The organism is Murinocardiopsis flavida (assembly GCF_003014485.1).
GTDB lineage: Bacteria > Actinomycetota > Actinomycetes > Streptosporangiales > Streptosporangiaceae > Murinocardiopsis > Murinocardiopsis flavida.
Genome location: NZ_PYGA01000011.1, coordinates 15,786 through 28,579, shown reverse-complemented (window position 1 = coordinate 28,579; position 12,794 = coordinate 15,786). Strand labels below are relative to the sequence as shown.

Here is a 12,794-nt window from a genome sequence, read left to right as displayed (position 1 = left end):
GGGTGCGCCCCATGAAATAGCATCATTCGCACTTCGTGGACAATCGCGCACAAGCCGCGTGATATCCGAAGTTCCGGCAGTGGTTGCAGTACGCGCAGTTCCCCTGAAAAAGTCGCTATCGAAGAACACCGATGGCCGGATCGCCCGTATTCTGGACGGCCGACGCCGGCATCAGGATCTACAGGAGAGCAGATGAATCAACCGGTGAATGAACTCAACTGGCTGATCACTGACTTCGCCAACCGCGTGCCCGACGTCGCACACGCGATCGTGGTGTCCTCGGACGGCCTGCCGCTCGCCGCCTCGGCGGGGTTCCCCGGCGACCGCGCCGACCAGCTCGCCGCGATCGCCTCCGGGCTCTCCAGCCTCACCCAGGGCGCCGCCCGGGTGTTCGAGGGGGGAGCGGTGGCGCAGACCGTAGTGGAGATGGAGCGCGGTCTGCTCCTCATCATGGCGATCAGCGACGGCTCGTGCATGGCGGTCCTCGCGGCCGCAGAATGCGACCTCGGGCTCGTGGCCTACGAGATGACCCTGCTCGTCGAGCGGGCGGGCCGGGCGCTTACCCCGACGGCACGCACCTCCGGAATCTACTGACCCACCGACAGGAGGACGTGGTGGCATCTCACGGTAGAGATACCGGGAGCCCCTCGTGGTTCGGAAACAGACCTCCCGGCGCGGCACACCCGCCCGAGGAGGCCGGAGGCGGGGAGACCCCCCGCCAGGTTCCGCAGCCCCCGGGCCAGCAACCACACGACCAACAGCAATGGGCTGCGCAAGGAGCGTCCCATGCTTCGCCGGTTCGTCCCTACGCGGTGACCCGCGGCCGCACCAAACCGCGGTCGCAGTTGCCGATGGAGGCGTTGATCACGACGACGGCCACGGCCCGCAACGAGTTCGGGATGCTCACCCCGGAATGCCAGGCGATCACCGACCTGTGCCGGGAACTGCGCTCGGTCGCGGAGATCTCCGCACTCCTGCGCATCCCGCTCGGCGTGGCGCGGGTCCTCGTTGCGGACATGTCGGAACAGGGGCTGGTCCAGATCCGCTCTTCGCTCAACGCCGACAGCCGGCCCAACGCCAACCTGCTTGAAAGGGTGCTCAGTGGACTTCGCAAGCTCTAGCGTGGCCGACGACGGCGGCGCTTCGGCGAGCGCGATGACGTCGGTCAAGATCGTCGTCGCCGGAGGGTTCGGCGTCGGCAAGACGACCTTCGTGGGCTCCGTCTCCGAGATCGTGCCGTTGACCACCGAGGCGGTCATGACGAGCGCCAGCGTGGGCGTCGACGACCTCGCCAAGACACCGGACAAGCAGACCACCACGGTGGCCATGGACTTCGGCCGCGTGTCGCTCGACTCCGACCTGATCCTGTACCTGTTCGGGACCCCGGGCCAGCACCGCTTCTGGTTCATGTGGGACGACCTGGTCAAGGGCGCCATCGGAGCGGTGGTCCTGGTCGACACCCGCCGGCTCGCCGACTGCTTCCCCGCGATCGACTACTTCGAAGAGGCACGCCTGCCCTTCATCGTGGCGATCAACGGATTCGACGGCTACTACCCGCACGCCGCCGACGAAGTCCGCGACGCGCTGACCCTCAGCCCCACCATCCCGATCGTGCAACTCGACGCCCGCGACCGGGGGTCCACCAAGGACACCCTGATCACCCTCGTCGAACACGCCATCACGGTCGGCGACAAGGCCCAGCCCACATCCACCGGCGGGAACAGCTCCTGGCGGTGACCACCGCGGCGCCATCGGGGCGCCACGGCGGTGTGCCATGGCGGCACCACCACCCTGAGCCACCGTCCTGTGCCACCATGCTGAGAGGAGCCGGCTCGTCCGGACGGGCGCTTCGTCGGCGCGCCCGGACGACCCCACCCGCGCCCCGGCGCGGCCTCTGAAAGGCAATCCCTGTGGACATCCCGGTCGAACTCGCCATCGGCGGCATCATCGCCGTCGGCGTCGTGTTCTTCGCGCTCCACTGGGCGCGGGGGCGGCGGCGGAGCAACGCGGTGGTCGCATGGGCGAAGGAGAACGGCTGGACCTACCGGGAGAACGACCGCGCCCTCGTCGCCGGGTTCCGCGGCGCGCCCTTCGACGGCGGCGTCACCCACGCGGCGCGCCACGCGGTCTCCGGCACGTACCGCGGCCGCACGGTCGCGGTGTTCAAGTACGACTACACGGTGCCCGGTGAAGGCGCGTCCAAGCAGACGTCGACCCCCTACGAGATCGTCGCCGTGCGCCTGCCCGGCCCGACCCCGGGGCTCCAGGTCGCCCCGGAGCACGTCGGCCACAAGCTGCTGAACTTCGTCGGCGCCCAAGACCTCCAGACCGGCGACGCGGAGTTCGACGCGGCCTTCCACATCACCACCGACGACGAGGCGTTCGCGCTGGAGGCGCTCGGCCCCGCCCTGCGGCGGCTGCACCTCGACGGCCCGCGCACCCTGCCGTTCCGGCTGACCGGCGGGCACATCCTGACCTGGGAGCAGCGCAAGGGGGCCGTCGACGTCCCCACCGGCCTGGCGATGGCCGACCACCTCATCGACCTCGCCGAGCAGATGCCGGGCCACCTCTTCGGCCCGGCAACGGAGCGCTCGGCCGACTGAGGCCATAGAACGGGATCCGCGGGGCTGAGGTCCCGCTGAGGTGCCACACGGGAATTCTCAGGGTGCGGGCCCCGCACCGGAATCCGCGGGGCGCACGCGGCGTTGCAGAGTGGTATGGACCACAAGGACGACGGGCTGCGCGCCCTCATCACCGAAGCCCGCCACGGCGTCGTCGCCACACTCAAGCGCGATGGCCGCCCGCAGCTGTCGACCGTCGGCTTCACCGCGGAGAAGGCCGCTGAGAAGGACGCCGGGCTGCTGCGCTTCACGACGACCGCAGACCGCGCCAAGGTCCACAACCTGCGCCGCGACCCCCGGGTCAGCGTGCACGTGACCGGACCGCACCCGTGGGCGTACGCGGTGGCCGAGGGCGCGGCCGAACTGTCGGACGTCGCCACCGCGCCCGGCGACCCCGTCCTCGCCGAACTGGTGGAGGTCTACCGCGCCATCGGCGGCGAGCACCCCGACTGGGACGACTACCGCCGCGCGATGGTCGCCGACCGCCGCCTCGTCGTCCGCATCCGGGTCGACCGCGTGTACGGGATCCCGGCGACCTGAACGGTCCGCACGGGTCGACCACAAGAGTCGACATATCCGGACGTTTCGCCGTTGAGCTGCGAATTGTCGTACGTGCGCCCTAATTTCATCGCCATGCCGTCACTCGACCACGAGTTTCCCCTCGACCTCATCCGCCATGTGCCCGACTTGGCGGTCTACCTGCTCGACAAGGTCGCCGACACAGAGCGGCCGAAGTACTCCAGGGCGCGGTGCGACAGCGGCGACGCCACCACCACGGCGCCGCCGGAGCTGCGCGCCGACTCGGTCGTGGTCTGCGAGAGCACGCCCGCCGAGGGCGGAGACCCCGTGCCGGTGTTCGCGATCATCGTCGAATGCCAGACCAAGCCCGACAAGAACAAGCGCTTCAGCTGGCCCGCCTACACGGCGAACCTGCGGGCGCGGCTGCGCTGCCCCGTGATCCTCCTGGTGCTGACCCCGTCGGCCGGAGTCGCCCGGTGGTGCTCGGAGACGATCGACCTTGGCGGCGGGCGCCACATGCTCCGCCCGTTGGCACTGCCGCTGACGGCCCTCGAACCTGTGACGGACCAGGAGGTCGCAAAGGACAATCCGCAGATGACGATCCTCGCCGCAATGGTGCACCGGATCGAGGACCCCGCGGAGTTGGACGCGTTGGGCGCCGCGTTCGCCAGCCTCGACGAGAACAAGACCAGTTTGTATTCTGACTACGTGCTCGCCGCGCTGTCCGCCGTGAGCAGGAAATACCTGGAGGACACTGTGGACGCTGGCATCTTCGAGCCCAAGACCGAGTTCGTGGGCCGCATCTACCGCGAGGGCAAGGCCGAGGGCAAGGCCGAGGGAGAGGCGAGCGGCGAGGCCAAGAGTGTGCTCAGGGTCTTGGATACCCGGGGGATCGCGGTGTCCGACGAGGTCCGCGAGCGGGTCACATCCTGCACCGACCTCGACCAGTTGGCCACCTGGGTTACTCGGGCCGTGACTGTCTCCCGCGCCGAGGAGCTCTTCGACTGATCCGCACGAGGACCGACAGCGGGCACCCGGCAGTCCGGGTGCCCGCGATGCTTGTGGGCCCGGGTGGAGGAGGAGGTTGCCGTCGCGATTGCGGAGCATCCGGCGGCGCAAAGCACCACGGCCCGCTTCGATCGCCAGGCCCCGGGCACAGACCCGCCGTCTGCGGGGATGCACGACTGGCGGGAAAACTCCAGCGTGGTGTTTCGCACCGCCGGGTGCTTCGCAGCCGCGACGGCAACCCACCCCCTTCTCCCCAGGGCACCAGGGACGCACCGCGCAGCCCCTTCGCCTCAGGTGGTCAGGGACGCACCGCATACCCCCCGCACCCGTTGACTCAATGGCATTGCGCGGGCCCCTCCTACGCGGGCAGGCCCAGTTGGCGGGCGATCAGCATGCGCTGCACCTCGCTGGTGCCCTCGCCGACCTCCAGGATCTTGGCGTCGCGGTAGAACCGGCCCACCGGGAACTCGTTCATGAAGCCGTACCCGCCGAACACCTGGGTGGCGTCGCGGGCGTTGTCCATGGCGGCGTTGGAGGCGACCAGCTTGGCGATGGCGGCCTCCTTCTTGAACGGTTCACCGGCCAGCATGCGGGCCGCGGCGTCGTAGTAGGCGAGGCGGGCGGTGTGCGCGCGGACCTCCATGTCGGCGATCTTGAACTGGATGGCCTGGTTGGCGCCGATGGGGCGACCGAACGCCTCGCGTTCCGCCGCGTAGCGCAGGCTCTCGTCCACGCACCCCTGGGCGAGGCCGACCGACAGGGCGGCGATCGCGATGCGGCCCTCGTCCAGTGTCCGCAGGAACTGGGCGTAGCCGCGGCCCCGCTCGCCCACCAGGTTCGACTCGGGGACGCGACAGCCGTCGAAGACCAGTTCGTTGGTGTCGGAGGCGTTCCAGCCGACTTTGGAGTACTTCTGCCCGAGGGTGAAACCGGGCGTGCCCGAGGGCACCAGGATCGCGGAGATCTCCGGGCGGCCGTCGGGTGCGCGGCCGGTGACCGCTGTGACCGTGACGAGCGCGGTGATGTCGGTGCCGGAGTTGGTGATGAAGGACTTGGTGCCGTTCAGCACCCATTCGCCGCCTACGACCTCGGCCGTGGTGCGGGTGCCCCCGGCGTCGGAGCCGGCGCCCGGCTCGGTCAGCCCGAACGCGCCCAGCGCCGTCCCGGAGCAGAGCCGGGGCAGCCAGGTGGCCTTCTGCTCCGCGCTGCCGAACCGGTAGATCGGCATCGCACCGAGCGACACCCCCGCCTCCAGGGTGATGGCGACGGAGGAGTCGACCCGCGCGAGTTCCTCCAACGCCAGGCAGAGTGCGAAGTAGTCGCCGCCCATGCCGCCGAACTCCTCGGGGAACGGCAGCCCGAACAGCCCCATGGCGCCCATCTTGGCGACGATGTCGTAGGGGAACGCGCCGCGCTCGTAGAAGTCGCCGATGACGGGGGCGACCTCGGTGCGGGCGAAGTCCTCGACGGTGCGGCGCAGCTCTTCGTGTTCAGCGGACAGCCGGTACGACATGGGTCCTGCTCCTCTACGGGGTGGCGGCCGCGGCCGGGGCGGCGGGGTCGGGCGGGGTCGGGGTGATGACGGCGAGAACCATGTCCATGGCGACGGCCTGGCCGGTGCGCACCTCCAGGGCGGTGAGCACGCCGCTGACCGGCGCGGTGATCGCGTGCTCCATCTTCATCGCCTCGACCACCAGCACCGGTTCGCCTGCGGCGACCTCCCGGCCCGGTTCCGCGGCGATCGACAGCACCGTGCCCGGCATGGGGCTGCGCAGGGTGCCGTCGCCGTGCGCGGCGGCCGCCCGGATGGGGGCGAGCACGGCCTCCTCGATCAGGCGCCACGCGGCGCCCTCGTGTCCCAGCCACAGGGCGGGGCCGTCGGCGGCGCGTGCGTAGCGCACGGTGCGGTCGGCGAGGCGCACGACGAGGGCGCTGCCGCCGCCGTCCCGGTAGGCGCGGGCTGCGGCGGGGGCGCCACCGCCGACGCGGACCTCGTAGTGGGCGGGGTGCCCGGGGCGGGGCGCGCCCGCGGCGGGCTCGGCCGGGGTGTCGGCGCCGCGCCGCACCTCGACCCGTTCCGGTTCGCCGCCGGGCGCGCGCAGCCGCCACGGCGTCCAGGCGCGGTCGCCGACGCGCCAGCCGTCGGGGACGTCGAAGCGGTCGGCGCGCGGGTCGACCGCTTCGAGTGCCAGTTGGTGGTCGATCGCCGCCGCCGCGTACACCTCGGGCGGTACCGCGGTGCGGGGGGCCAGGCCGGGGCGCAGGCGTTCGGTGAGGTCGGTGGAGAGGCGGCCGGCGCGGACGTCGGGGGTGCGCAGCAGCGCGCGCAGGAACGCGACGTTGGTGCCGCAGCCGAGCAGGGTGTAGCCGGCCAGGGCGGCGTCCATGCGGTCCAGCGCCGCGGCGCGGTCGGGCGCCCAGGTGATGACCTTGGCGAGCATCGGGTCGTAGGCGGAGGTGATCCGCATGCCTTCGGCGAGGCCGGAGTCGACCCGCACGGCCTCGCCGGGGCCGCCGGGGGGCTCGGTGAGCCGCAGGACGGGGCCGCCGGTGGGAAGGAAGTCGCGGGCGGGGTCCTCGGCGTAGACCCGGGCCTCCACGGAGTGGCCGCTGTGCCCGAGGTCGTCCTGGGCGAACGGCAGCGCCTCGCCCATGGCGACGCGGAGTTGCCACTCGACCAGGTCGATGCCGCGCCGCCCGTTGACGGTGGCGACCTCCTCGGTGACGGGGTGCTCGACCTGGAGGCGGGTGTTCATCTCCAGGAAGGCGTATTCGAGGCCGGGGGCGGCCGTCCACAGGGCGGGTGATGCGGGTGGCGCCGGGGTGCCGGGATCGGTTTGGATTGAAGTAGGGGGTCCCCCCGCGGGGCTGCTTTCGTCGTGCGCCGCTGTTCGGGCGGGGTCCGGTGTCACAGCGGGGCCCTGTGCGAGAGCGGGGCCCTGCGCGAGAGCGGAGTCCTGTGCCGGAGCGGGGCCCTGTGTCACAGCGGGGTCTTGGACGATGAACTCCACGGTCCCCGCGCCCACGTAGCCGCACGCCGTTGCCGCCGCAACGGCGGCGGCGCCCATGGCGGCGCGCTGGGCGGGGGTGAGCAGTGGCGACGGCGCCTCTTCGACGATCTTCTGGTGGCGCCGCTGGAGGCTGCATTCGCGTTCGCCCAGGTGGACCACGTTGCCGTGGGTGTCGGCGAGCACCTGGACCTCGATGTGGCGCGGCCGCTGGACGTACCGTTCGACCAGCAGTGTGGCGTCGCCGAACGCCGCCTCCGCTTCGCGGCGCGCGGCCGCGGCCTGGGCGGCGAGGTCGGCGGGCGCCGACACCACGCGCATGCCCTTGCCGCCGCCGCCGGCCGAAGGCTTGAGCAGCAGTGGGTAGCCCGCCTCGGCGGCGGCGCGGGCGAGGTCGGCGTCGCTCATGGGTTCGCCGGGGTCCTCGGCGAAGCCGGGCAGCAGGGGGACACCGGCCGCGGCGACCTGCTGCTTTGCGCGGATCTTGTCGCCCATGGCGTCGATCGCGTCGGGCGGCGGGCCGATGAACACGAGGCCCGCTGCGGCGCAGGCCCGCGCGAAGTCGGCGTTCTCGGACAGGAACCCGTACCCCGGATGGATCATGGTGGCGCCCGCGGTGCGTGCCGCCTCGATGAGGGCCGGCCCGTTGAGGTAGCCCCCGGCGGGGCCGGGGCCGGTCACCCGCACGGCGGTGTCGGCGAGGTGCACGAAGGGGTCGTCCGCGGTGTCGTCGTTGTAGACGGCGACGGATCGCAGCCCGAGGCGGCGCAGGGTCCGCAGTACCCGCACGGCGATCTCGCCGCGGTTGGCGACCAGGACCGCGGGGCGCGCGGCGGGGACCGGCGCCGGAGCGGCAGTGTCCACCGTGTCCGTCGCGTGCACCGCGTCCGCCGTGTCCGCTGCCGGGGGGACCGCGCCGTTCGTCGTCGCGCTCGTCATGGCTGGTGCCACCTCACATTCGGAAGACGCCGTAGCCCACCGGCCCCAGCGGGGTGTGCCGGGCGGCGGCGAGCCCGAGTCCGAGGACGGTGCGGGTGTCGGCGGGGTCGATCACACCGTCGTCCCAGAGACGGGCGGTGGAGTAGTAGGGGCTGCCCTGCTCCTCGTACCGGCTGCGGATTGGCGCCTTGAACTCCTCCTCCGCGTCGGCGGGCCAGTCCTCGCCGCGGCCGGCCGCCTGGTTGCGGCGGACGGTGGCGAGGACGGAGGCGGCCTGCTCGCCGCCCATGACGGAGATGCGGGCGTTGGGCCACATCCACAGGAAGCGGGGGGAGTACGCCCGCCCGCACATGCTGTAGTTGCCCGCGCCGAACGAGCCGCCGATGACGACGGTGAACTTCGGGACGCGGGCGCACGCCACGGCGGTGACCATCTTCGCGCCGTGCTTGGCGATGCCGCCGGCCTCGTAGTCGCGGCCGACCATGAAGCCGGAGATGTTCTGGAGGAACACGAGCGGGATGGAGCGGCGGTCGCACAGCTCGATGAAGTGGGCGCCCTTCATGGCCGACTCGGCGAACAGGATGCCGTTGTTGGCGACGATGCCGACGGGGTGGCCGTGGATGTGCGCGAATCCGGTGACCAAGGTCGTGCCGTACTCGGCCTTGAACTCGCCGAACTCGCTGGCGTCGACGATGCGGCCGATGACCTCGCGGACGTCGTAGGGGGTGCGGGTGTCGGTGGGCACGGCGCCGGGCAGTTCGGCGGGGTCGAGTGCCGGCGGCCGGGACGGCAGCCGCTCCCATGCGGGGGCGTGCCGCGGCCCGAGGGTGCCGACGATGCGGCGGACGATGGCCAGCGCGTGCGCGTCGTCCTCGGCGAGGTGGTCGGTGACCCCGGAGACGCGGGAGTGCAGGTTGCCGCCGCCGAGTTCCTCGGCGGTGACGACCTCGCCGGTCGCGGCCTGCACGAGCGGGGGCCCGCCGAGGAAGATGGTGCCCTGGTCGCGGACGATGACCGCTTCATCGCTCATGGCGGGGACGTAGGCGCCGCCCGCCGTGCACGAGCCGAGGACGGCGGCGATCTGCGCGATGCCGAGGCGCGACATGGTGGCCTGGTTGTAGAAGATCCGGCCGAAGTGCTCGCGGTCGGGGAACACGTCGTCCTGCATGGGCAGGAACGCCCCGCCGGAGTCGGCGAGGTAGACGCAGGGGAGGTGGTTGTGGAGTGCGACCTCCTGGGCCCGCAGGTGCTTCTTCACGGTCATCGGGTAGTAGCTGCCGCCCTTGACGGTGGCGTCGTTGGCGACCACCACGACCTCGCGGCCGCCGACCCGGCCCACGCCCGTGATGATCCCGGCTGCGGGGGCGTCGTGCCCGTCGGCGCCGTAGAGTCCGTGCGCGGCGAGCGGGGAGAGTTCGAGGAATGGGGAGCCGGGGTCGAGGAGGGCGTTCACCCGGTCGCGGGGGAGGAGCTTGCCGCGTTCGACGTGCCGGGCGCGGGTCTGCTCCGGCCCGCCGAGTGCCGCCGCGGCGATCCGCTCGCGCAGTTCGGCGGCGAGCGCGCGGTTGCCCGCGGCGTTGGCCGCGAAGGCGGCGCCGCCGGGGTCGATCGCCGTTGTGAGCGCGGGGCCCCTGGTCATGGAATCCCATCCGGATGTTAATGGTCGCTAACGTCGCCGATGTTAGCGACCATTAACATCGGTGTCCATGGTGTCCGAACCGGAAGTCAACGCGGTGCGCGCCGCACCGAACCGCCGGGCGCAGATCCTGCGTGCCGCGGCGGAGCTGTTCGCCGAACGGGGCTTCCACGGGGTCACCATCGAGGAGCTGGGCCGGGCGGTGGGCACCAGCGGCCCGGCCCTGTACCGGCACTTCCCCGGCAAGGACGCCCTGCTCGCCGCGATGCTGCTGGAGGTCAGCGAGCGGTTGGAGGCCGACGGGCGGGCGCGGGTGCACGCCGCCGCCGGGCCCGCCGCCGCCCTCGACGCGCTGCTGCGCGGGCACGTCGCGTTCGCGCTGGGCGAGCCGGCGCTGATCACCGTGCACGACAGGGAGCTCGGCAACGTGCGCGAGCCCGACCGCCGCGAAGTCCGCCGCTTGCAGCGGGCCTACGCGGAGCAGTGGGTGGGCGTGCTCGCCCGGCTGCGCCCCGGTCTGCCGCCCGACGTCGTCCGCGCCGCGGTGCATTCCGCGTTCGGCCTGCTCAACTCCACCCCGCACAGCGCGGGCTCGCTCCCGGCGGCGGACATGGGGGCGCTGCTGTTCCGCATGGGCCGCGCGGCCCTGCTCGCCCCGTTCCCCGGGGAGTAACTCCCCGGGGGAGGGTCACCGGAGGGCGGTTCCCCGGGGAGCGATGACGCGGCGCGCTCCCGACCGCGCTCCCGCCCGTGCGGGCGACTGCGCGGGCGATGGCACCGCCGCGGGCGACGTGCGCCGCCCACGCCGCGCCGCTGCGCCCGCGCCGGGCTGCGGCAGGGGACGGCCAGGGACGGCGGCAGCACGCCGGCGGTTGCGCGCTGGTGGCTAGAGCCGGCGGCTGCGCTCCGGCGGCCGCGGGTCGGCGCGCCGCGCGCCCTCGTGGGCGGCGACGCCTTACGTTTGGCCGCGGGACGCCGGGGCAGTGAGTGCCGGTGCGTGGCGGCGGGCCGGTCGCACGGGCCGCCGCGTTGCCCGGCCACCGGACGCCGGACGCCGCGCCCCCGCCGTGCGACCGGAACTCGACGCGTAAGGGAGGACATGCGATGGCACGGCCCCGCATCGTTGTGGTCGGAGCCGGATTCGCCGGCCTGGGAGCGCTGCGCAGGCTGGAGCGGCGCATCCCCAAGGGCGCGGCCGAGATCGTCCTGGTGGCGCCCAACGACTACATGCTCTACAACCCGCTGCTGCCGCAGGTCTCGTCCGGACTCCTCACGCCGCAGTCGATCGCCGTATCGCTGCACCGCCTGCTGCGCCGCACCCGGATGGTGCCGGGCTCGGCGATCGGGGTCGACCCGCACCGCCGCGTGGTGCTGGTCAGGAAGATCTCCGGCGAACTCGTCCACGAGCGCTACGACCGCCTCATCCTGGCCCCCGGCAGCCTGACCCGCGTCTTCGACATCCCCGGCCTGAGCGAGTTCGGGTACGGCAACAAGAACCTCGCCGAGGCCGTCGTGCTGCGCGACAACGTCCTCGCCCAGCTCGAACTCGCCAACGCCAGCGACGACCCGGTCGAACGGCGGCAGCGCACCCGGTTCATCGTCGTGGGCGGCGGCTACACGGGCGTCGAGACGGCGGCGTCGCTGCACCGCCTCACCGACGAAGCGGCCCGCCTCTACCCCGACCTGGCGCAGCTCATCTCGTGGCACCTCGTCGACATCGCCCCCCGGCTGCTCCCGGAGCTCGGCGAGAGCCTCGGCGAGAAGGCGCTGGACCTGCTGCGCGACCTCGGGGTCGAGGTCACGCTGGAGGTCACGGTGCGCGAGGTCACCGAGACGGCGGTGACGCTGACCGACGGCCGCGTGCTCGACTGCCGCACGCTCATCTGGACGGCGGGCACCAGCCCGAGCCCGCTGATCGGCACGCTCGACGCGCCGACGGAGAAGGGGCGGCTGGTGGTGGGCGCCGATCTCGCGGTGCCCGACCACCCGGAGGTGTTCGCCATCGGCGACTCCGCCGCGGTCCCCGACCTGAGCAGGGACGACGAGGGCGCGCGCTGCCCGCCCACCGCGCAGTACGCGAGCAAGCAGGCCGTGACCGCCGCGGACAACGTGGTGGCCTCGCTGCTGGGGCGGCCGCTGACCGCGTTCAAGCACCGCGACCGGGGCCTGGTGGTGGACCTCAGCGGAAAGGACGCCGTCGCCCGCCCGTTCGGGGTGGACCTGGCGGGGTTCCCCGCGCTCGCCGTCACCCGCGGCTACCACATCCTGACGCTGCCCTCAGGGCCGTCGCGGGCCCGCGTCATCGCGAACTGGCTCATCCGGGCCGTCCTCGGCGGCGAGGTGGCGCGCCTGGGGTTCATGCACGGCAAGCCCAGCACGTTCGTCGACATCGAGGCGCAGCACTACCTGACCCCCGAGGACGCGCGCTCCGAGAGCGCGCGCCTGACGGCGGCCGCCGGGCAGGGCTGAACCGGCCCGGGCGGCCGCCGCATCGAGGATCAGGAGCGGACGAGGCGGGCGATGGCGTCGGACGCCTCGCGGACCTTCTCGTCGGCTTCGTCGCCCCCGTTCGCGACCGCGTCGGCGACGCAGTGCTTGAGGTGCTCGTCGAGCATCGACAGGGCGAAGGAGCGCAGCGCCTTGTTCACGGCGGCGGTCTGGGTGAGGATGTCGATGCAGTACGAGTCGTCCTCGACCATCCGCTGGAGTCCGCGGACCTGGCCCTCGATGCGGCGGAGCCGGTTGATGTGCTTCTGCTTCTCGTCGTGGTAGCCGTGTGTGGCCATTGCGGCGCTCCCCTGTTCTGCCGTGCCCTCGATGCTCAAATGATACCCCCATAGGGTATGAATCGCGAATATCCGCTGACCAGGGTCCGACGTATCGGGACGGACTCCCCGTTCCGCATCGAGTATCGGTGTCCGCGCGCACCTCCCGGACCATGCCGCGCCCGTGGCGCGCCGGGGGAGAGGGGGCCGGTGGGGTGCGACCGGTCGCGGCCTGCGGGGCCCGGGGACGTCGGTCCGGCGGTCCGTCGTCCCCGGCGCATGGCCCCTGTGTCCCGCC

At 72.5% G+C, this 12,794-nt stretch carries 12 protein-coding genes; 8 read left to right on the top strand and 4 right to left on the bottom strand.

Going from position 1 to position 12,794, the window contains the following annotated elements:
• Positions 1-192: 192 nt before the first annotated feature.
• The 6 genes from CLV63_RS15975 (at position 193) to CLV63_RS15950 (ending at position 4,148) form a co-directional block, all read left to right on the top strand.
• The gene (locus CLV63_RS15975) at positions 193-594 is read left to right on the top strand and encodes a roadblock/LC7 domain-containing protein (RefSeq protein WP_106583835.1); all 402 of its coding nucleotides are present in this window, start codon (positions 193-195) and stop codon (positions 592-594) included.
• Positions 595-614: 20 nt separating this feature from the next.
• Positions 615-1,121, top strand: a complete 507-nt coding sequence (locus tag CLV63_RS15970; protein WP_106583834.1) for a DUF742 domain-containing protein — start codon at positions 615-617, stop codon at positions 1,119-1,121.
• 34 nt (positions 1,122-1,155) lie between these two features.
• A complete protein-coding gene (locus CLV63_RS15965) occupies positions 1,156-1,737 on the top strand; it encodes a GTP-binding protein (RefSeq protein ID WP_106583995.1) in 582 nt (193 codons plus the stop codon).
• Between the two features lie 173 nt (positions 1,738-1,910).
• Positions 1,911-2,603 (top strand): hypothetical protein, encoded by a 693-nt coding sequence (locus tag CLV63_RS15960; protein ID WP_106583833.1) that lies wholly within the window; start codon positions 1,911-1,913, stop codon positions 2,601-2,603.
• Positions 2,604-2,717: 114 nt separating this feature from the next.
• Positions 2,718-3,161, top strand: a complete 444-nt coding sequence (locus CLV63_RS15955) for a PPOX class F420-dependent oxidoreductase (RefSeq protein WP_106583832.1) — start codon at positions 2,718-2,720, stop codon at positions 3,159-3,161.
• A gap of 93 nt (positions 3,162-3,254) precedes the next feature.
• Positions 3,255-4,148 carry a hypothetical protein gene (locus tag CLV63_RS15950; protein WP_211301335.1) on the top strand — a complete coding sequence of 298 codons (894 nt, stop codon included), beginning with the start codon at positions 3,255-3,257 and terminating at the stop codon, positions 4,146-4,148.
• Between the two features lie 358 nt (positions 4,149-4,506).
• Here the strand turns inward: CLV63_RS15950 and CLV63_RS15945 are convergent, their stop codons facing one another.
• From CLV63_RS15945 to CLV63_RS15935, 3 genes are all read right to left on the bottom strand, one after another.
• Positions 4,507-5,661, bottom strand: coding sequence for an acyl-CoA dehydrogenase family protein (locus CLV63_RS15945; protein WP_106583831.1), 1,155 nt, complete (start codon positions 5,659-5,661; stop codon positions 4,507-4,509).
• Between the two features lie 13 nt (positions 5,662-5,674).
• Complete coding sequence (locus CLV63_RS15940) at positions 5,675-8,020, bottom strand: acetyl/propionyl/methylcrotonyl-CoA carboxylase subunit alpha (protein WP_245928867.1); 2,346 nt, start codon at positions 8,018-8,020, stop codon at positions 5,675-5,677.
• 88 nt (positions 8,021-8,108) lie between these two features.
• Positions 8,109-9,734: a carboxyl transferase domain-containing protein gene (locus tag CLV63_RS15935; RefSeq protein ID WP_106583830.1), complete on the bottom strand. Its 1,626-nt coding sequence runs from the start codon at positions 9,732-9,734 to the stop codon at positions 8,109-8,111.
• A 67-nt stretch (positions 9,735-9,801) separates the two neighbouring features.
• On the opposite strand from CLV63_RS15935, the gene CLV63_RS15930 reads away from it, so the two are divergent.
• Entirely contained in the window at positions 9,802-10,404 is a 603-nt protein-coding gene (locus CLV63_RS15930) for an SACE_7040 family transcriptional regulator (RefSeq protein ID WP_106583829.1), read from the top strand.
• A 431-nt stretch (positions 10,405-10,835) separates the two neighbouring features.
• Entirely contained in the window at positions 10,836-12,200 is a 1,365-nt protein-coding gene (locus tag CLV63_RS15925; protein WP_106583828.1) for an NAD(P)/FAD-dependent oxidoreductase, read from the top strand.
• A gap of 29 nt (positions 12,201-12,229) precedes the next feature.
• Here the strand turns inward: CLV63_RS15925 and CLV63_RS15920 are convergent, their stop codons facing one another.
• The gene (locus tag CLV63_RS15920) at positions 12,230-12,517 is read right to left on the bottom strand and encodes a metal-sensitive transcriptional regulator (protein ID WP_106583827.1); all 288 of its coding nucleotides are present in this window, start codon (positions 12,515-12,517) and stop codon (positions 12,230-12,232) included.
• Between the last annotated feature and the right edge of the window lie 277 nt (positions 12,518-12,794).